Here is an 18,367-nt window from a genome sequence, read left to right as displayed (position 1 = left end):
CGCCCCATTCAGCCCATGTACCTGAGCCATTGAATTCAGGGTTCGATAATCGAACGGGTTCCCACTTCTGCCGTTCAAGTTCACTGCGTGAATGCGGATAGCACGATCACTATTACTTAAGTGGTCTGCGGAGTATGCCCATGTTTGCCCATCTGAAAATTCGCACCGGGATGATCGGGGTGCTGCTGCTGTTCGTTGTTGCACTGTTGTTCTCGACCCTGAACGGCTGGCGGTCGGCGGTACGCAGTCACGAGCACATTGACGAGTTGGGGCGTACCTCGCGACAAATCGACGGGATCAACAACGCGTTGCTGCTGGCAATCCGTACCAGCGCCAACGTGTCCTCGGCGTTCATCGAGACCGTCGGCGGGCGTTTCGACGACGCGGAAGCCCGGCTGGTGCGCAGTGAGGCGATCTGGAGTGACGCCATCGCCAAGGTCAATGCCTCGACCACAGACTTGCGTGACCCGCAGTTGAAGGCCCTCGCCGAAGATCTCAAGCGTGCGTTCGCCGTATACGGCACGGCCATCGTCGGACAACGCGCCGCCACGCGCGCGCGCTCCGCCGAAGAGTATTTTCAAGTCAACATCGATGCCGGCAACAGCATGACCAAGCTTCAGGAGATTCGCGTGAAGCTGGTCGGCGCGTTGGATGCCCGTGCCCAGGAGATCAACACGGAGGCGGCTGCGCGGCTGCAGACTTCGCAAACCCTGGCCATTGCCTTGATCCTGCTGACCCTGGCACTCGCTGTCGTCTGCTGGGTATTCATCTCGGGCACCGTCCTGCGCCCGTTGCGCGCGGCCGGCGAGCACTTCAAGCGTATTGCCGGGGGCGATCTGAGCCGCGAAGTCGTCTCGCCTGGCCGCAACGAAATTGGCGAATTGTTCCTTGAGCTGCAACGCATGCAGGCCAGCCAGCGTGAAACACTGATCCAGATCGCTGACTCAGCCACGCAGTTGGCCTCAGCCGCTGAAGAACTCAACGCCGTCACCGAAGAAAGCAACCGTGGCCTCCAGCAGCAGGACATGCAGCTGGAACAGGCCGCGACCGCGGTGAACCAGATGACCAGTGCGGTCGAAGAAGTGGCGCGCAACGCGGTGTCGACTTCGCAAGCGGCCACCGCCTCCAATACGCTGTCGGAAAAGAGCCGTCAGCAGGTACGCGAAAACATCAGCGGTACGCAATCGATGACCGCCGAAATTCACGGCAGCGCCGAGCGTATCCAGCACCTCGCCAATGAAGTGCGCAACATCGGCAAGGTGCTCGACGTGATCCGGGCCGTCTCGGAGCAGACCAACCTGCTGGCCCTCAACGCGGCGATCGAAGCGGCCCGGGCCGGTGAAGCCGGTCGGGGGTTTGCCGTCGTGGCCGACGAGGTACGCACCCTCGCCTACCGCACCCAGGAATCGACCCGCGAGATCGAACAGATGATTGCCAGCGTGCAGAGCACTGCTGAACACGCGGTGGATTCGATGCGCAGCAGCACGGCGCGGGCGCAAGGCACGCTGGAAATCACCCAGGCGTCGGGGGTGGTGCTGGAGGATATCTTCGCGGCCATCGGCCAGATCAACGAGCGCAATCTGGTGATTGCCAGTGCTGCCGAAGAACAGGCCCAGGTTGCCCGTGAGGTCGACAGCAACCTGTTGGCGATCCGCGACCTGTCGGCGCAATCCGCGGCGGGCGCCTTACAGACCAACGCAGCGAGCCATGCGCTGTCACGCTTGGCTGCGGAGCTGAGCGGGCTGGTGGGACGCTTTCGGACTTGATCCTTGGCGGCCCCTTATCTTGAGCCGCTCCCAACTCGTTCCAACCGCAGCTGTATAAATTCCAGCAACGCCCGAACCCGCGCAGTCACGGAATGCCGGTGGCTGTACGCGCCAAGCAATTGCAGCGGCGCAGGGCGCAGGTCCAGCGACACTTCCCGCAATCGGCCCGCGGCAAGATCTTCCTGGCATGGATAGGCTGCCACTATCGCGAAACCGATGCCTTGCCGCGCGCCCGCCAACGCAAGTTCTCCACTGTTGACACGATAGCGACTACGCACAGATACCTTCACGATTTCGCCTGTGCCGTCGAGAAACAGCCAGGGCTGGCCCTTCAATGCGCTCAGTGTAGTAATGCACGGCAAGGACTCTAGTTCGCGCACTTGGCGCGGAGTTCCCGTTTTGGCTAACAGAGCGGGTGCCGCGACCACAATGCTGGGTAGCGTAGCGAGTTCGCGGGTGATGATGGTGCTGTCATCCTGGCGCCCACGATGGAAGACGATAGAGAGGTCCACGTCTTCCCGGAGTGCTTCTAAACCGGTCAGGCGCGTGTCGCACTCCAATTCGACGCCGGGATGGAGGCTACAGAATTCGGCCAGGATAGGGGCCAGTAGCCTTGGCGCTTCGCCTGGCATGCACATCCTTAAGGGTCCCCGCAGTTCACGCTGCACCGCGCCAAGTTCTTCCTCAGTGGAGAGCAAGGAATCGAGCAAAGGTTTTGCACGTTCGTAGAGAAGTCTGCCGGCTTCAGTCATGCGCAGGTGGCGAGTACTGCGCTCCAGCAAGCGGACGCCCAATCTGCGTTCCAGCGAGGCGACGTGGCGGCTGACGTTAGAGGATGGCAGGGACAGTAGGCGCGCCGCGCCGGAAAAGCTTTGTACATCGACGACCGCCACGTATACACGGACGGTGTTCAGGTCGAGGGCATTGCGCATGATTATCCCGATTAAGGTATTAAAGTCGCCCATTTTTACATAATAGTTCTCCCCATTGACGGAATCTAAGATGCCGTCTCGTCCGATGGGTTGTCGCCGATGGCGTGTCGGGACGGATTGAATAGGAGATCCAGCGTGGAAATCGGAATACTTGGCGGCGGAATTGCGGGGTTGAGCGTGGCGCTTGCCTTGCGCAAGCGGGGACACAGTCCCCGGGTATATGAGCGCCGGACGGGGCCAGCGACCATGGGGGCTGGCGTGACGCTCTGGCCCAACGCTGGCTTTGTGCTGGAGGAACTGGACCTCCTCCAAGACATCGCGGCAGCGGGTGGCCGGCCAGTGGTAGTGCGCCGCCAGGACGCTGCGGGCAATTCGTTGGGGGGCATCGATATCGCGCTGCTGGACCAGACAATGGGATATCCGACTCATACCATTTTGCGGAGGGACTTGCAGGCAGTGCTGCTCAAGCATGCGGCACAGAGCGGAATCCCGGTGGAGTTCGGGCATCGGGCGGTGGGGATCGATCTGGAGGCTAATGGCAAAGCGGTAGCGCGCTTCGAGAACGGGGTGAGTATCCGTCCAGATCTGCTTATCGGCGCAGATGGCCGTATGGGGTCGGTGGCACGCGGGTTCGTTGCGGGGGACAACACACCGGTTTATCAGGGATTTGTGAACTGGATAGGTGTGGCGCAGGGGGAAAGTGCGTTGGTGAGCGATATAGCGATTCAGGATTATTGGGGGTCGGGCAATCGCTTCGGATGCGTGCCGGTCCGGCCGGAGTTGGTCTACTGGGCAGCGGCACAGGCGCGGCCATTGTCAGGGGCGACGCCCGCAGCCGATATGCGCAAGGAGATCGAGGATCTGTTCGCGGGATGGCCGGAGCCTATCGCCCGTATCATCCAGGCGACGCCGGCGCACGCCATCCGGATGATTGCCGTGCACGACTTGGAGCCGCTGCACACGTGGAGCCGGGCTAATGTGCTGCTTGTGGGAGATGCGGCGCACGCGCCGTTGCCGACATCGGGCCAGGGCGCTTGTCAGGCGTTGGAAGACGCTTGGCACCTTGCTAGATGCCTGGAAGGAACGAACGGCCTTGATGAAGCCTTGCAGCGCTTCGCGGAGATCCGCGGGCCGAAGACCGCCAAGCTGGCCGAGCAGGGTCGAGTCTTCGCTCGCGGTCTGTTTGCCACTGATCCTGAAACCTGCCGCATTCGCAATGAACGCGCCAAGGCGTCCGATCCCTTGCGTGATGTGCAGGCCTTGGCGGCAGGATGGTCACAGGGTTTGCCGATGACAGGCTGCACGGACAGCACGCCGATGGATGGCGCTGACTTCGGCAGTCTGTACCGCCTCTGAAAGACGGTGGCAATCTGGACACCGCATGGCGTCTCCGGCCCCGAGACGCCTCACTGTAAACCGAGCCCCATGACTTTACCCACCGCGCTGGAGCGCCAGGTCTAGCAGCTCACACTGATGCTCTTCAGATGTCGGCTTCTGGCCGATTCTGTTGAAAATGTAGCTCCCCTATCTGGCCTGCGGCAAAGTATCTGCATTGACCAGCAGGGAAGGATTTGGAATAGGAACGGCGTGTTGGCTGCATGAAATATCCGCTTAAAAGGTTAGAACTGGTGCCCACTTAAATGTAAGTGCACACCATGTCCTGGCTCTTCGGGGCTGGGCAGATGACTTGGCCGGACGGATACACGTTAGCTGCAAATTTGATGCTGAATTAACATAGAGACCTCGCCCAATACATTGCCACGTCCATGCAGACTCTCGAAAACACCTTGTTTTTATATGCCAGACAGCACCTGCCAACACTTCCGAAGATCTACATGTGGACGCTTGATACCACCCTTGTTCACCATTCATTCAAATGGGTCATTGGCCACGCATGAAGGCTCAGGCGATCCAACAAAGCTGGATTCGAATTGCAACGACCAGTGTCTACTCAACCTACATCGAGTTACTCATGAGCGTCTCCCGAAAACTTGACGTCGAGATAGGTGATCTGGAAATGCTGCTCTTTGCGAAAGCAGAAGACCTTGCACAAACGTTCAACACGACCTCCCCCTCTGCTTGAACGAGAAAAAGCTCACAGAGCTTGATCTACACCCGTATGTTTTTTTGAAAGATGGCCGACGCAGAGAGCGAGTGAGATTGACCAGTTGCTTGCGCACCAGTGGGTACTCGCTTGAGTAATACACCGTGACTTTGGCGCTCAGCGCTCTTCAATCACGCAGCGGCTTTGTCGGAACCTGGACTTTTCACGACGACTGTCCGCAACGCACGTCCCGAATACTTGACAGAAACTGTCTGGTTTGACGGTTGGATCGCAGACAGACGACGCGACATGTTGAGGGCGCCGTTGCCGCAAGCTGCCTCATCTTGGCACGCGCCGATTTACGGGTAGTCCACATGAAGTTGAAAAGCGCTAGAAGGTTCTTTAGCTGCTCTGGGCAATCCTCTGGAAGGTCGGGGCGAGTGCTACCACGCTGGGTCAAAGTTCTAAGAAACACACGCCAAAACCGAAGTACCGGCGACCGATCAATCCATATTAAGAGGTCGGCTCTGGCAATACGGTTATCCCAGGTGGCCGAATGGCCACCTTCAAAAATCCACTGATCGCGAGCCTCGGCCTCGTGACAAAGGCGAGTCTTCTCATCAGCGTTTCGCTCAACCCATCCCGGTTGCCAATGGATCGTGTCGATATGGATGACCGGAAGACCTGTGTGCTTGCCCATCGCCCGAGCCAGCGTACTTTTTCCTGACCCTGGTTGGCCAATAATCATGACACGCTGCATAGGAGCCCCTGCGCATTGAACATCCTGATAATACTGAGCGACGCTGCTCCTCATTGGAACACTTCACAATCGAATCGTGTTGATTAGTGCTACGCGACGACGGGTGAAGTTCCAGGCAATAGGCGAAAGTAGAAGAACCGCGACAAGAAACGCCACCTGGGACAGGTAGAACGGCTCCAGCCACTGCTGGTTCAATGCAACGTAATAGGTGTTATGGGCGACGTCAGCCAGAATGATTGCTGCTGTAAGGATGATGCCCACCCTTGGTTTTATGAAAAGGAGCAGTGCCGCCAGCGGGTCAAAAAACGTAAGCGCCCCCCAGAAAATACGGCTAGCCCAATAGGCGCTGGCCCCGTATCCGTAGTCCCAGAGCAACCCATGCTGAAAATCTGCTCGAATGTGATTGGTGGTTGCGACCAAAAGGCAACAGGCGAACAAAACTCGGATGACGAATGACGACCTTGGCATAGCTGGATCTGCTCTCGTGAAGTAATCCTATGATAACGGGATCAACCAACGTCGCAGCAATGTAAGCGTATGGCAAACCCGTCTTGACCAGACGACTTTGGGCCGTGCGACAATTGGTTGCATATCGTTGGGCAAGAAATGTAGGTTGTACCGTAAACATAAATACATCGTTTAACTGGAGCTACATGGACGAGCTAAGAGTTTTCAGCAACACCCACTGGATAGTAACTCATCGGCGAGATTCACGTTACGACGGGTATTTGATAATTTCATCTGAAGAGACGGCTTCAGATCTCAGCGATTTGAGCGACGAAGCCATGTCATCTCTCGGTTTGGTGATGAAAACCTCGGAGCGTCTGCTGGCAAAGGTGTATTCCCCTTACAAAGTAATGTTCTACAAATTGGGATTTTCTCCTGACTTCAGCGCACATTTTCATGTCGCTCCAGTCTCGGAAGACTTGCTCGCAGAGATATCAAAACACCCCGGTTATTCCGACAATCCTGACGGTAATGACGCAATTGTTTTTCTAAGTCGAGAGTACTGTGAAAGACCTCTTACCGCTGGCGAAGCAGAAAAACAGCTCTCGGCGGTTCATTTGCTCAGGGCCTTTCTGTGACTAAGATACTTTCGCGCGGTTAAGCGGATACCCACTTGTGCGGTGGCAGTTCTTCAATCTCACTCGCCCGCTGCGTCGGCAGGCGCGTTAGAATATCCCTCAAATACGCGTATGGACCATGCCCATTCAACCGCGCAGTAAGCGTTTGGCCAACTCTCCTGGAGTAGTTGGGGTATTGCGCAGACTCTCCCATCCAATTGCATGGAATTGACATAAGTGTCCATTCAACACACATGTTGCGTGGTTAAACGCGCGCCCACTTAACTGTTGACTCTGATAGGAATAGGCAATGCTCTAAGACAAACCGGCATAGGTGATCGAGTTTTCGATAGATATCATGGCCTCGTCCCTACTTATTGGAAGTCGCCATGAACAGCAGAAAAACCATATTCATCACGGGGGTGAGCAGTGGCTTCGGCAACGCGCTGGCGCAAGAAGCTCTTGCAGCGGGCCACCGTGTCATAGGTACCGTGCGTAGTGAAGCCGCCTTGCGCGCCTTTCAGGCGCTCTCGGTGGATCATGCTCATGGGGTGATTCTGGATATCACTGACTTCGCCCGGATCGACAGCGTAGTAGCTGCTATTGAAGCAACCCACGGCCCAGTCGACGTGTTGGTCAACAACGCCGGCTACGGTCATGAGGGCATCGTTGAAGAGTCGCCGCTGGAGGAAATGCGTCGCCAATTCGACGTCAACGTGTTCGGCGCGGTAGCGGTGACCAAGGCTTTCGTGCCTTATTTTCGCAAGCGTCGCACTGGTCATATTCTTAATATCACTTCTATGGGCGGCACCATCACGATGCCGGGCATCGCGTACTACTGCGGGAGCAAGTTTGCTCTCGAAGGTATCTCCGATACGCTGAGCAAAGAACTGCTACCTTTCAACATCTTCGTGACCGCCGTGGCACCTGGCTCGTTTCGCACTGACTGGGCCGGTCGTTCGATGCAGCGCACCCCACGAAGCATTGCTGACTATGACGCCAGTTTCGACCCGGTACGTAAGGCCCGCGAAGAAAAGAGCGGCAAACAGCTTGGCGACCCGCGAAAAGCGGCGCAAGCGATGTTGCAGGTTATTGCCAGCCCGACACCACCGGCACACTTATTATTGGGCAGTGACGCGTTGGGACTGGTACGTGACAAGCTGAATCGCACGGCCAGGGAGATTGATCAATGGGAAGCGCTGACTCTTACCACCGACGGTTGAGCGGCCAGCAGAGGGGACATCAATGAATCGGGCCGACTCACGCACCTCGCGCATGGTGCATTTGATGGAAACCCTCGCGCCGGTCGAGGGCTACAACCTCAGCACGCTAGAGGATATCCGCTTTTTGCGTTCGAATCGGCCACTGACTCGCACTCCGGTGCTGTATGACCCGGGTATCGTGATCCTGTGCCAAGGGCGCAAACGTGGCTATCTGGGCGATGACGTATACGTTTATGACGCCCAGCACTATCTAGTGGTGTCCGTCCCAGTTCCTTTCACCATGGAGACCGATGCCAGCGAGGCGCAGCCAATGCTGGCGGTCTACATGCGCCTCGACTTACAAATGGCCAGCGAGTTGATACTGCAAATGGATGAAGCTCTCGGGCCAAGTGATGCCCAGCCCAAGGGCATGTATGCCTCGCCAATGGACGATTTGCTGCGCGCCTCGACGCTACGCTTTCTTGAGGCGATGAGCAGTCCGGGCGAAGCGCAAATACTTGGGCCGTCGCTGGTGCGGGAGATCTACTACCGCATCCTAACCGGCGAGCAAGGTGGCTCGATGCGCGCCGCGCTCAATCGCCAGGGTCACTTTGGTAAGGTCACTCGTGCGATCCGCAAGATCCATAGTTGCTACCAGGAGCGCCTGGATGTGGTGTCCCTTGCCCAAGAAGCGAGCATGAGCGTGCCCAATTTTCATCTGCACTTTCGCAGCGTGACGGACTCGTCGCCGATGCAATACCTGAAGTCGACGCGCTTGCACCAGGCGCGATTACTGATGCTACGCAACGCTATGACCGCTTCGACGGCGGCGTTCAATGTAGGCTACGAAAGCGCCTCGCAATTCAGCCGCGAATTCAAACGTTTCTTTGGGCGCACGCCCCAGGCAGAGATCGAATGGATGAAGGCGACCTACGCACTGCCTGCGCCGTCCACGCCATCTATGTACGTCTCGTCACATTAGCGATGAGCCGACCCGCTGCTCCGGCAACCCCAGTACCAGCGCTGTCCGCACCTGCCCAACATACTTTGGGCGGTTGAACGGGCGCCCATTTATGCGGCAGCAACTCGGTAATCTCACTTGCCCGCTGCGTCGGCAGCCGCGTCAGCACATCTTTGAGATAAGCATACGGGTCATGCCCGTTGAGCCGCGCCGACTGGATCAAGCTCATGATCGCTGCCGCCCGTTTGCCACGGCGTAAAGACCCTGCGAAGAGCCAGCTCTTGCGCCCAAGAGCCCATGGCCTGACTTGGTTTTCGGCCCAATTGTTGTTTATGGGCACGGCCCCTCATCACAGGTACTGCTTTTTCTTGCCGTATTAGGCGCCGTAAATCCGTAAGCGTTTCGGAAACACACCTTGTGAACTCCAGAATTAATGGCGATGGTGTTCGCGTATTTTAAGCGGAGGTATGCACCATCTATCATAAGTCTGTGGGCGCCTTGATTCGCCTTGGCCATTTTTTGGATGTGGCCATCTCATCCCAATCAGCCAGGCGAGCGCGTTTTGTGTATGAATAGTACAAGCATAACTCCGCGCCAGATTGATCCTTCATGGATGGAGGGGGCTTAATGCCTCGCACTAATATTGCGAAAATTTCTTCCGAGTCGAGGAAATGCGCTTGAGTTCTTGAAAAGGAAGGCTTCAGCAGTTTACTTATTGCTTTGCAGGCTGTAACAGCCGCATTGGTCGATTGTCTGGTCTCATTTGGAGCAGCGTCCGCATACAAAAGTGTGCTGATCCAGGTCAATACCGCCAAAACTATCCACTTCAATATCTAGCTCCTTCAACAGGTTTTAATTGCCGGCTAACAAGTCTTGGTACGAACATGCCTTGTGTGATTAAAGAGGTCCCACTTATGTGGCGGCAATTGATTGATTTCACTCGCCGGCTGTGTAGGTGGGCGCCTGAACGTCCTTCAGGTAAACATACGATCATTACCATTCTAGGTCGCAATCTGTATAAATTAATGATCGCTGCTGCTAATTTTCCGCTACGCAGGGAACCTGCAAAACAAGCGTCCGCCGAACACACCTTGCTTGATTAAACGGGCGCCCATCTGCGCGGTAGCAGTTTGGTAATCTCACTCCCACGCTGCGTCGGCAGGCGTGTAAGAACATCCTTCAAGTAAACATGCGGATCATGCCCGCTGAGCCGCGCCGACTGGATCAAACTCACGATTGCAGCCGCAGGTTTGCCACTGCGCAGCGAGCCTGCGAACAACCAATTCGAGCGGCCAAAAGCCCAGGGCCGAATTTGATTCTCACACACGTCGAGAGTCACACAGAAACCTTGCGCGTTTAACTGTTGAACCCGCGCCAGGGCTTCGCCTAGCGTGGCACCAGCAATGTAGCGGCGGGAGATTTTTTGGATAATTGCGCGCGGAATCAAAGGGATGGCACGAGCCATCAAAGCGTTAAAAAGGTGCATATCAATACCCGAGACGAAAAACAGCAAACTTCCGCTTCTTCGCGCCAAAGCGTCGAAAAACCACGGACGAAGCAGAGCCGCCACTCCTTTTTTGAGAGCAGCATGAAGCAGAGTCACAGTCGTATGCGTCAGCGCATAACGGCAGCGTCTACTGCGAGCTTCAGTTCATCAATGGGGGCCAGACGGCGACGTGCATGTTTTCTTCTTCAGGTGCTTGTTAACGTCAATGTTGTTGAAGTCCTCTGCCCCAGTACTGCCACGCTTTTTGTAGCGCTTGATGGGGGACCGGACGGTGATCGATAGCGCGAAAAAAAGTAAGGCGTCTTGGGCAGAGGTAACACGCGTGACTGGACGAACAGGCGCGCCTCGCGCCCGCCAGGCCCGTGAGATAATCACGCGCTACGAGCGGACGACTCCGCCGAATAGATGACGGTTTGCGCGCTGTTCGCCGCAACGGTTTGCCGGGTGAAGTAGGTGTCGCCTTCGTCGGTCAGAATCTCATAGTCGACTTTTTGCGTGCTGCTGGCGTGTTTGATGATTTTCAGCACGCGCTGGAATTTCACGCTTTGCGTGCCGTTCTGGTTGGGCCCGGTCAGCACATTCACGCTTTGAAACCAGCCGGCGTGTTTCTTGTTGCTCACCAGCGCGTTGGTCATCGCCTCGAACCGCTCCAGGCGGGTGAAGCCCCACAGCGTCTGCTCCTCGACGGTTGCGTCGGGGGTGGCGGCGCCGGTAAACACGAAGATATTGATCGTCGGGCTGTCTTCACAAAAGAAGTCATACGGGACCAGGCCATCAACCATTTTCCTGCCGGGCACAAAGCCCTTTTTATGCACCTGAAACATCGCCACCTCCGCTCAAACAATGGCGACAAGTCTAATGAGCGGCGACGTACAGGGCGGTCAAGCCAATGTAATGTCGTGTAAAGATCGCGCGTTGTGCAGGTTGACCTCAACGGTCAGCCCGCCGCCTGACTCATTGCGAGCCACGATGCTGCCGCCGTGCATCTGCACTGCCCGCGCGGCGATGGCCAAGCCCAGGCCAAAGCCGACGCTGGCATCCCCCGCGCCACGCTCGAACGGTTGGAAGATGCTGTGCAATCGATCGTTGTCGACGCCCGGCCCGTGGTCGCTGATCGCCACAGTGAGGCGGCTCGCGTCGGGATTGATGCGCGCCGAAACCAGCACCGTGGTGTCCGGCCGCGTGTAGCGCACGGCGTTGCGGATCACGTTCTCAAAGCAGCGGTACAGCAACTCACCGTTGACACAGGCGATAAACGGCGGGCAAGCCTGTAGGTGTACGCGGCAGCCTTTGATGCCGGCTTCGAACTGCGCATCTTCGACAATCATCGCCAGCAACTCGATGATGTCCACGGGTTCGCGCTCGATGCTTTCGGGCCGGCCCTGCAGGCGAGCCAGGGTCAGCAGCGCTTCGATCAGGGTGTCCATGCGTTCGGATTCATGCTCGATGCGTTCGAGCATTTCCATGCGTGCAGGGTCTTGGCGCAACAGGCCGATGGCCGCTTGCATGCGCGTCAGCGGCGAGCGCAATTCATGGGAGATGTCGTGCAGCAGATGCTGCTGGGCTTGCACCAGCACCTTGAGCTGGTTGGCCATGCGGTCGCAGTCTTCGGCCAGGTCGACGATTTCATCGCGGCGCTTGCCCATGGCGGGTTTGACCCGGGTTTCGAAGCGTCCTTGGGCCACATCGCTCATCGCCCGACGCAAGTAGGCCAGCGGCCAGGCCAGGTAGTACGCCATGTAGCCGCTGAACAGCGCACTCATCAACGTGCCGATGAGCAACGGGATCTGGTGCCAGGGCCTGCCGGGGACGTTGCCGGGGGCGTGGGTGGACCTGATCGAAAGCGCCAGGCCTTCCTTGCTGGTGACCGCTCGTTCATAGGTCGGTTGTTCAACGGGCGACCCCACGATCAAGTGACCGTTGCTGTCATAGACGCCGATGTTCTCATCCGGCGGACGTTCCCAGACTGTGAGGAGCTGGCCTGCCGCGTCGACACCGACGCGCTCGAGCAGCCCGGTTTCCGCTGCCAGAATGGCTTCCACATGCGGGTCGCTCGGGCGAAAACGGCTGAGTTCTAGTACGCCGACCCCGACCAGAAACGTCAGGGTGGTCGCCAGCCAGAAGGCCAGGAACAGTTTCCAGAACAGCAGGCTGGGCCGGGTCATTCGGCGATCAACAGGTAGCCAAGGCCGCGCACGCTCTGGATCCAGGCCTTGGTGTCCAGGCGCGGCCCCAGCTTCTGCCGGATGCTGCTGATATGTACGTCGATGCGCCGGTCGTAGCGGGTCAGCGGGCAGCCCAGGGCGTTGAGGGACAGGTCCTTTTTACTCACCACTTGGCCCGCGTTGCGGGCCAGTTCTTCGAGCAGGCTGAATTCGGTGCTGGTCAGGCCCAGCTCGACACCGCTCCATATGGCCTGGCGCTTGCCGGGCCACAACACCAGCGCGCCGGTCTTGATCACTTCGGTGAGCGGCTGTCCCACCGGCTGCACCCTGCGCATGATCGCGCGCAGCCGTGCCACCAGCTCGCCCGGGGAGCTGGGCTTGGGCACGTAATCGTCGGCGCCGAGTTCCAGGCCGGTGATGCGGTCGATGTTGTCGCCGCGGGCGGTCAGCAGCACCACGGGCACTTGGCTGACCGCGCGGATGCGCCGCAGCACCTCGATACCCGAACGCTGGGGCAGCATGACGTCCAGCACCACAATGCTGTAGCGCCCCGACAGCGCCTCGACCTCGCCCTCCTCGCCCGTATGCACGGCCGTGGCCTCAAAACCTTCGCGCGCCAAGTATTGGCTGAGCATTTCCGTCAATTCCTGGTCGTCGTCGACCAACAGTACGCAGATCATCGTGGGCTCGTCAGTGTGGGGTTGTCCATTATCAGCCTTTGCGCAGGTTATCAGGCCCACCTTTACCTAACTTGACATTCGGTTAACCGCACCAAACGCCGCGCACTCTTATGCTGGCTGTTCACCGGTCGGCGAGTGAACCCAGCACGCCGGCGCTGCTTGTCGATGTGTTCTGGAAAAGATCTTGATGAATTTTTCGCGCCTGCTCTGCTCGGTTGCGCTGCTGCTCAATACCTCACTGGCACTCGCCCAAGGCTTCAAAATCTCGGATATTCGAATCAATGGCCTGCAACGCGTCTCGGCGGGCAGCGTATTCAGCGCATTGCCGCTGAACGTCGGCGATGAAGCGGATGACCGGCGCCTGGTGGATTCCACTCGCGCGTTGTTCAAGACCGGGTTCTTCCAGGATATCCAGCTGAGTCGCGAAGGTGATGTGCTGATTATCAATGTCGTCGAGCGTCCTTCGGTTGCCAGCATCGAGTTCGAGGGCAACAAGGCGATCTCCACCGAAGACTTGATGAAAGGCATGAAGCAATCGGGCCTTGCCGAAGGCGAGATATTCCAGCGCGCCACCCTGGAGGGCGTGCGCAACGAGTTGCAGCGTCAATACGTTGCCCAGGGCCGTTACTCGGCCTCGGTCGACACCGAGGTCGTGGCCCAGCCGCGCAATCGGGTCGGCCTGAAGATCAAGATCGATGAAGGCGAAGTGGCGTCGATCCAGCACATCAACGTGGTGGGCAATACGGTGTTCCCCGACGACGCGTTGATCGACCAATTCACGCTCAAGACCAGCAACTGGCTGTCATTTTTCAAGAACGACGATAAATACGCACGGGAGAAACTCTCCGGCGACCTCGAACGGCTGCGCTCCTATTACCTGGACCGTGGCTATATCAACATGGATATCACCTCGACCCAGGTCTCCATGACCCCGGATAAAAAGCACGTCTATATCACCGTGAACATCCAGGAAGGCCAGAAATACACGGTGCGTGAAGTCAAGCTGAGCGGCGAGCTGAAAGTCCCGCAAGAGCAGGTCCAGTCATTATTGCTGGTGCAAAAGGGCCAGGTGTTTTCGCGCAAGTTGATGACCACCACCTCGGAACTGATCACCCGCCGCCTGGGCAACGAAGGCTATACGTTCGCCAACGTCAACGGTACGCCTCAGGTGCATGAAGAAGACCACACGGTAGACATCACTTTCAGCATCGACCCCGGCAAGCGGGCTTACGTCAATCGCATCAACTTCCGGGGCAATACCAAGACCGACGACAAAGTGTTGCGTCGCGAAATGCGGCAGATGGAAGGCGGCTGGGCGTCGACCTACCTGATCGACCAATCCAAGGTGCGCCTGGAACGCCTGGGGTTCTTCAAGGAAGTGAACGTCGAGACGCCGGCCGTGGCCGGGCTGGATGACCAGCTGGATGTGAACTACGCCGTGGAAGAACAAGCCTCCGGCTCGATCACGGCCAGCGTCGGCTTCGCCCAGAGTTCGGGCCTGATCCTTGGCGGGTCGATTACCCAGAACAACTTTCTTGGCACGGGCAATTACGCCAGCCTGGGGCTGACCCGTTCGTCCTACCAGAGCAAGTACAACATTGGTTTCACCGACCCCTACTTCACCACCGATGGGGTTAGCCTGGGCTACAACGCGTTCTACAGCAAAACCGACTACAACAAATACTACGATGACGGGGTGTCCTATTACGCCATCAATAGTTTTGGCCTGGGTGCCAGCCTCGGTTACCCGATCAACGAGACTTCGCGCCTGACGTTCGGCCTGACCGCACAACACGACAGCATCGAGCCGGGCACCTACAGCGCCGACGAGATCTACGATTTCATCGAGCGCGAAGGCAAGGAATTCACCAACTTCAAGGCCAGCGCAGGCTGGTCGGAGTCGACCTTGAACAAAGGCGTACTGGCCACGCGCGGGCACGCGCAGAACCTCAACCTGACGGTGACGGTGCCCGGCAGTGACCTGAGCTTCTACAAAATCGACTATACGGGGCAAACCTTCCTGCCGGTCAGCAATACCACCGCCCTGCGCTTCCATACCAAGCTCGGTTACGGCAACGGTTATGGCTCCACGGACGGGTTGCCGTTCTATGAGAGCTATACGGCCGGCGGCGAAGGCACGGTGCGTGGTTTTGAAAGCGGCACGCTCGGCCCGCGCAATACCCCGGCGACCGGGACCTATGCCAGCGCAGGTCAAGCGTACTACTCGGACCGGACTACGGAGGCGCTGGGCGGTAATATTCTGATTACCGGGGGCACGGAGTACTTGTTCCCTGTGCCGTTCATCAAAGACAACAAATCCGTGCGGACCTCCTTGTTCTGGGATGTGGGCACGGTGTATTCGGACAAGTGTTATCTCAGCACCACCCAAGGCTGCGGTGGTGTGGACCTGAGCCAGATGGCCAGTTCGGTGGGGGTTGGCGTGACCTGGTACAGCCCGCTGGGGCCGTTGAGTGTCAACCTGGCTTATCCGATTCGCACGCCGGAGAACGCGGATAAACAGGTGTTCCAGTTTTCCATGGGCCAGACGTTCTGATCATTTCAGCGGGTTAACGCGCTGCTCGCCGTCGCGGGATACCGGCGTTATGTTTTATCGCCTGGCTCCGATAGGGCCTCGGCGACGGTTGCAGATTCGCGAGGCACATACGGTTCTGGAATAGAGGGTGCGAGTGGCCGCCGTGTGAGGGCTGACCGGGACTTACCGCGAACCTTCTCTTCCCACTTGGCACGCTCCTGAGGGATGTCTTCGATCGGGATTTTCCTGTCTGTGCGCCTAAGTGCGATCAGTGCCACCACCAATACGGTTACGACGGCCGAGGATAGAATATCTAAAAGGTCCATGTTTCTTTCCGGTAGCCGTTGGCCGGCGATGGCTTGACTTCGTTGATGGTTGTTCGGCGAAGCAGAAAATTACTTTCCGATCGTTGTAAGAACACTATTCCAGGTTGTTTGTTTTCCTTAGTTGCGTAGGCGTTACGCCAAGTTTGCTGCGCAGGACACGGGTCAAATGTGCCTGATCTGAAAACCCACAATGATAGGCAATTTCCTTAATCGACAGTGTGCCGCTGTACAGCATTCGCTTGGCCCGCTCGATGCGCTGCTCGGTAACAAAAGTGTGTGGCGAACAGTCGAACGATTCACTGAATTTCCTGGAAAACGTCCAGACGCCCAACCCTACGGCATCGGCCATTTCGTCCAGGCGTATGGACTCTTCCAGATGAGCATCGATGAACTCGAGCAAGTATTTTTTTTGCTGTTGCGACAGCCGACCAGGCGCACTGGACTCTTTAAAGGTGACACTCGCGTAATGCCGTAGAAGGTGAATGGCCAACTGCATGCTCAAGGCTTCCACGTACAATGCGCCACCAATCCCACGACTTCTTACTTCATTGGTAATTGCGCCGACAATAGCCGTGAGGATCGTGTCTTGGGTACGGAGCAGATCATGCAGGCGCACCTCTTCAATCGGACGCTCCATAACATCCATGGCCACACGAGACATCAGCGCATTGGAAAGATAGAGATGAGAAACATCAATGTCTTGCGTCCAGTTCCAATGGGAGTCCTGTGACATCGTAAGCAGGGAAATATCGCCCGGCGCGCAAGCGGTACGTGTCCAGCCCTCATCCACACAACGATCCATCGGTGTGCGGCCGCCAAAGTAATAAACGATCATGAAATGATCAAGGGGTGGAATGAGGACGTCCTGACCTTTATATCGATATGAGCGTTGCTGCATATCTTTCCATCCGAGTTCTTCGCTTGAGCTGAGAACTACGCCTGGCACCCACTTGAGAAGTTCCTTTGGAGTAATGACGGTCGGCATACTTGAAGTCTCACTTGAGGGCCGTCACCCTGGCTCTTGTTGCGCTCCTACGCAAAGTTGAAAGCACTCGAGAGATGGCCGTGGAGTATTGTTTTTATTAGTATTTACAGCTCACCAGAATACTAGCATGGGATGAGCAGTGTCGAAAAAAATATCCAATGTTATGCGACTTAAGTGATTATAAAAAACCGAACACAGGGATTAAATGGGTATAAAGCGTGACCGAGATGATTTGCATGGGTTGAGGGTTGCGAACGTTTCCCGCCCCGCAAAAAAAACGGCCACCGCCGGGCGGCCGTAAAGGGGCTGCGAGAAGTGATTCTCGCAACGGAGCGACGCCTATCAGACCACTGCCCTGGTGATGTTTTCGCTGATTTTCCTGGCGTAGCCGGCGTTGCTCAGTGACTTAGAATACGTAAAGTAATCGAAGATTGACGCGAGACTCTTCCTTGAAGCCATTTTCAACTGAAAGGTCTCGCCCCAATGTCGCAAGCAACTGAGTTTTCGGCGTCACGAAATAAGACCCGCCCAGCATTATTTTTGCTTGACGGCTTTCATCTTCCAGTTCAGTTCCGTCAACTTTCCTCTGCCCGCCCCATAGCCGGGAATAACCGACATGCATAGCCGCGCGCTCACTGAACATGTACCTGATGAATCCTTGCATCTGATACTGCGGGTCCTGCTTCAGCGTCAGGTCGCGGGAGGAATAACGATCGTTGTCGCCGAAAAAAGTCACGTCAGCGACGAAATCCAGAATGACGCGGCTACCGATGCCGTGCATGTATCCGCCCTGCAAGACATACTTCCATCGGTTCTCCCCAATATTCAACTCTTTATTCTTGTTGTAGTCGCCTATTGGCAAAAAAAGATATTGAGTGACGGCCAATGCGCGGTTTGTTGAAGGGTCCTGATGGATCCAGACCGCATTGGCCAGAATCGGATCGCCCATTCCGCTTTCGCTGCCCATGCCTTTTATAGCGCCACCGGCCGACAAGTGGCCAAAAGGCAATAGCAGTTGGATATTCGTCAGGACGCCTGCAAACGCTTGATAGCTGACCCCCCTCAGAATGCTGACATCCGAGTACAGGTTATATTTGTCGCTTAACTGATTGCCGCGCACGTAATAATCGTGACGTTCTGCATGCTGTAAATACAGCAGCCCGAGCTGTGTGCCGTCTGGCATTGGCGTATAGTCGCCAGGATCGACATCCAGTGCATGACACACAATCGAAAGTTGTAGGCCAAGCATTAAAGTCGCCAACTGAAACGCATGCATAATTCGGCAGTTAGTATTGTTTTTTCTCAGGCAGTCGACGCTAGCAGCAGAACTCGACTTGAGCGTATTGGCCGCGCGCAAAGCATGTGCTGTTGTTATTATGTTCATCTTCAACCCTGTTTTTTTAAAATTGTTCTGGGTCTAGCACAGGTGTCCTGTGCTATTT

14 protein-coding genes and 3 pseudogenes are annotated in these 18,367 nt (G+C 56.9%); 6 read left to right on the top strand and 11 right to left on the bottom strand.

What is annotated here, in order from left to right; translation table 11 throughout:
* Positions 1–140: 140 nt before the first annotated feature.
* On the top strand, positions 141–1,766 hold the full coding sequence (locus ACP7E3_RS13610) for a methyl-accepting chemotaxis protein (protein ID WP_426123361.1): 1,626 nt from the start codon (positions 141–143) through the stop codon (positions 1,764–1,766).
* Between the two features lie 14 nt (positions 1,767–1,780).
* Here ACP7E3_RS13610 and ACP7E3_RS13605 read toward each other — a convergent pair whose 3' ends face one another.
* Positions 1,781–2,698 carry a LysR family transcriptional regulator gene (locus tag ACP7E3_RS13605; RefSeq protein ID WP_128191441.1) on the bottom strand — a complete coding sequence of 306 codons (918 nt, stop codon included), beginning with the start codon at positions 2,696–2,698 and terminating at the stop codon, positions 1,781–1,783.
* Between the two features lie 99 nt (positions 2,699–2,797).
* Between ACP7E3_RS13605 and ACP7E3_RS13600 the strand changes: the two genes are divergently transcribed.
* The gene (locus tag ACP7E3_RS13600; RefSeq protein WP_236255119.1) at positions 2,798–4,054 is read left to right on the top strand and encodes an FAD-dependent monooxygenase; all 1,257 of its coding nucleotides are present in this window, start codon (positions 2,798–2,800) and stop codon (positions 4,052–4,054) included.
* Positions 4,055–4,965: 911 nt separating this feature from the next.
* Here the strand turns inward: ACP7E3_RS13600 and ACP7E3_RS13595 are convergent.
* Positions 4,966–5,502 (bottom strand): AAA family ATPase, encoded by a 537-nt coding sequence (locus tag ACP7E3_RS13595; protein ID WP_232925446.1) that lies wholly within the window; start codon positions 5,500–5,502, stop codon positions 4,966–4,968.
* A gap of 63 nt (positions 5,503–5,565) precedes the next feature.
* Complete coding sequence (locus tag ACP7E3_RS13590) at positions 5,566–5,970, bottom strand: hypothetical protein (protein WP_046383425.1); 405 nt, start codon at positions 5,968–5,970, stop codon at positions 5,566–5,568.
* 185 nt (positions 5,971–6,155) lie between these two features.
* On the opposite strand from ACP7E3_RS13590, the gene ACP7E3_RS13585 reads away from it, so the two are divergent.
* Positions 6,156–6,587, top strand: coding sequence for a hypothetical protein (locus tag ACP7E3_RS13585; protein ID WP_426123358.1), 432 nt, complete (start codon positions 6,156–6,158; stop codon positions 6,585–6,587).
* Positions 6,588–6,606: 19 nt separating this feature from the next.
* Here ACP7E3_RS13585 and ACP7E3_RS13580 read toward each other — a convergent pair.
* A pseudogene (locus ACP7E3_RS13580) lies at positions 6,607–6,726 on the bottom strand (transposase domain-containing protein); the annotation flags it as partial.
* A 229-nt stretch (positions 6,727–6,955) separates the two neighbouring features.
* Here ACP7E3_RS13580 and ACP7E3_RS13575 point away from each other — a divergent pair.
* Both ACP7E3_RS13575 and ACP7E3_RS13570 read left to right on the top strand, forming a co-directional pair.
* Positions 6,956–7,789, top strand: a complete 834-nt coding sequence (locus ACP7E3_RS13575; protein ID WP_426123356.1) for an oxidoreductase — start codon at positions 6,956–6,958, stop codon at positions 7,787–7,789.
* 22 nt (positions 7,790–7,811) lie between these two features.
* The gene (locus tag ACP7E3_RS13570) at positions 7,812–8,750 is read left to right on the top strand and encodes an AraC family transcriptional regulator (protein ID WP_046383423.1); all 939 of its coding nucleotides are present in this window, start codon (positions 7,812–7,814) and stop codon (positions 8,748–8,750) included.
* Between the two features lie 76 nt (positions 8,751–8,826).
* Here ACP7E3_RS13570 and ACP7E3_RS13565 read toward each other — a convergent pair.
* The 5 genes and pseudogenes from ACP7E3_RS13565 to ACP7E3_RS13545 all read right to left on the bottom strand — a co-directional run.
* Positions 8,827–9,075 (bottom strand): annotated as a pseudogene (locus tag ACP7E3_RS13565) (transposase domain-containing protein); the annotation flags it as partial.
* A gap of 753 nt (positions 9,076–9,828) precedes the next feature.
* Positions 9,829–10,050 (bottom strand): annotated as a pseudogene (locus ACP7E3_RS13560) (transposase domain-containing protein); the annotation flags it as partial.
* Between the two features lie 557 nt (positions 10,051–10,607).
* A complete protein-coding gene (locus tag ACP7E3_RS13555) occupies positions 10,608–11,060 on the bottom strand; it encodes a hypothetical protein (RefSeq protein WP_046383422.1) in 453 nt (150 codons plus the stop codon).
* Between the two features lie 57 nt (positions 11,061–11,117).
* Positions 11,118–12,401: a HAMP domain-containing sensor histidine kinase gene (locus ACP7E3_RS13550; protein ID WP_426123353.1), complete on the bottom strand. Its 1,284-nt coding sequence runs from the start codon at positions 12,399–12,401 to the stop codon at positions 11,118–11,120.
* The gene (locus ACP7E3_RS13545) at positions 12,398–13,081 is read right to left on the bottom strand and encodes a response regulator (protein WP_426123351.1); all 684 of its coding nucleotides are present in this window, start codon (positions 13,079–13,081) and stop codon (positions 12,398–12,400) included. Before ACP7E3_RS13545 ends, ACP7E3_RS13550 begins: the two co-directional genes overlap by 4 nt.
* A 187-nt stretch (positions 13,082–13,268) precedes the next feature.
* Between ACP7E3_RS13545 and bamA the strand changes: the two genes are divergently transcribed.
* Positions 13,269–15,635, top strand: a complete 2,367-nt coding sequence (gene bamA, locus ACP7E3_RS13540) for an outer membrane protein assembly factor BamA (RefSeq protein ID WP_057004110.1) — start codon at positions 13,269–13,271, stop codon at positions 15,633–15,635.
* 399 nt (positions 15,636–16,034) lie between these two features.
* Here bamA and ACP7E3_RS13535 read toward each other — a convergent pair whose 3' ends face one another.
* A complete protein-coding gene (locus tag ACP7E3_RS13535) occupies positions 16,035–16,925 on the bottom strand; it encodes a helix-turn-helix domain-containing protein (protein WP_046383417.1) in 891 nt (296 codons plus the stop codon).
* A 406-nt stretch (positions 16,926–17,331) separates the two neighbouring features.
* Positions 17,332–18,309 carry a transporter gene (locus ACP7E3_RS13530; protein WP_426123348.1) on the bottom strand — a complete coding sequence of 326 codons (978 nt, stop codon included), beginning with the start codon at positions 18,307–18,309 and terminating at the stop codon, positions 17,332–17,334.
* Positions 18,310–18,367 lie beyond the last annotated feature (58 nt).

The organism is Pseudomonas sp. PSPC2-3 (assembly GCF_049898265.1).
Taxonomy (GTDB): Bacteria; Pseudomonadota; Gammaproteobacteria; order Pseudomonadales; family Pseudomonadaceae; genus Aquipseudomonas; species Aquipseudomonas veronii.
Note: the sequence above shows the minus strand (reverse complement) of the source record. Positions and strands in the feature narration are given on the sequence as shown.

Excerpts from the sequence above, each read along its gene's own strand:
- ACP7E3_RS13610 (WP_426123361.1), top strand. The coding sequence starts at position 141 with ATGTTTGCCCATCTGAAAATTCGCACCGGGATGATCGGGGTGCTGCTG.
- ACP7E3_RS13605 (WP_128191441.1), bottom strand. The coding sequence starts at position 2,698 with ATGCGCAATGCCCTCGACCTGAACACCGTCCGTGTATACGTGGCGGTC.
- ACP7E3_RS13600 (WP_236255119.1), top strand. The coding sequence starts at position 2,798 with ATGGCGTGTCGGGACGGATTGAATAGGAGATCCAGCGTGGAAATCGGA.
- ACP7E3_RS13595 (WP_232925446.1), bottom strand. The coding sequence starts at position 5,502 with ATGCAGCGTGTCATGATTATTGGCCAACCAGGGTCAGGAAAAAGTACG.
- ACP7E3_RS13590 (WP_046383425.1), bottom strand. The coding sequence starts at position 5,970 with ATGCCAAGGTCGTCATTCGTCATCCGAGTTTTGTTCGCCTGTTGCCTT.
- ACP7E3_RS13585 (WP_426123358.1), top strand. The coding sequence starts at position 6,156 with ATGGACGAGCTAAGAGTTTTCAGCAACACCCACTGGATAGTAACTCAT.
- ACP7E3_RS13575 (WP_426123356.1), top strand. The coding sequence starts at position 6,956 with ATGAACAGCAGAAAAACCATATTCATCACGGGGGTGAGCAGTGGCTTC.
- ACP7E3_RS13570 (WP_046383423.1), top strand. The coding sequence starts at position 7,812 with ATGAATCGGGCCGACTCACGCACCTCGCGCATGGTGCATTTGATGGAA.
- ACP7E3_RS13555 (WP_046383422.1), bottom strand. The coding sequence starts at position 11,060 with ATGTTTCAGGTGCATAAAAAGGGCTTTGTGCCCGGCAGGAAAATGGTT.
- ACP7E3_RS13550 (WP_426123353.1), bottom strand. The coding sequence starts at position 12,401 with ATGACCCGGCCCAGCCTGCTGTTCTGGAAACTGTTCCTGGCCTTCTGG.
- ACP7E3_RS13545 (WP_426123351.1), bottom strand. The coding sequence starts at position 13,081 with ATGATCTGCGTACTGTTGGTCGACGACGACCAGGAATTGACGGAAATG.
- bamA (WP_057004110.1), top strand. The coding sequence starts at position 13,269 with ATGAATTTTTCGCGCCTGCTCTGCTCGGTTGCGCTGCTGCTCAATACC.
- ACP7E3_RS13535 (WP_046383417.1), bottom strand. The coding sequence starts at position 16,925 with ATGCCGACCGTCATTACTCCAAAGGAACTTCTCAAGTGGGTGCCAGGC.
- ACP7E3_RS13530 (WP_426123348.1), bottom strand. The coding sequence starts at position 18,309 with ATGAACATAATAACAACAGCACATGCTTTGCGCGCGGCCAATACGCTC.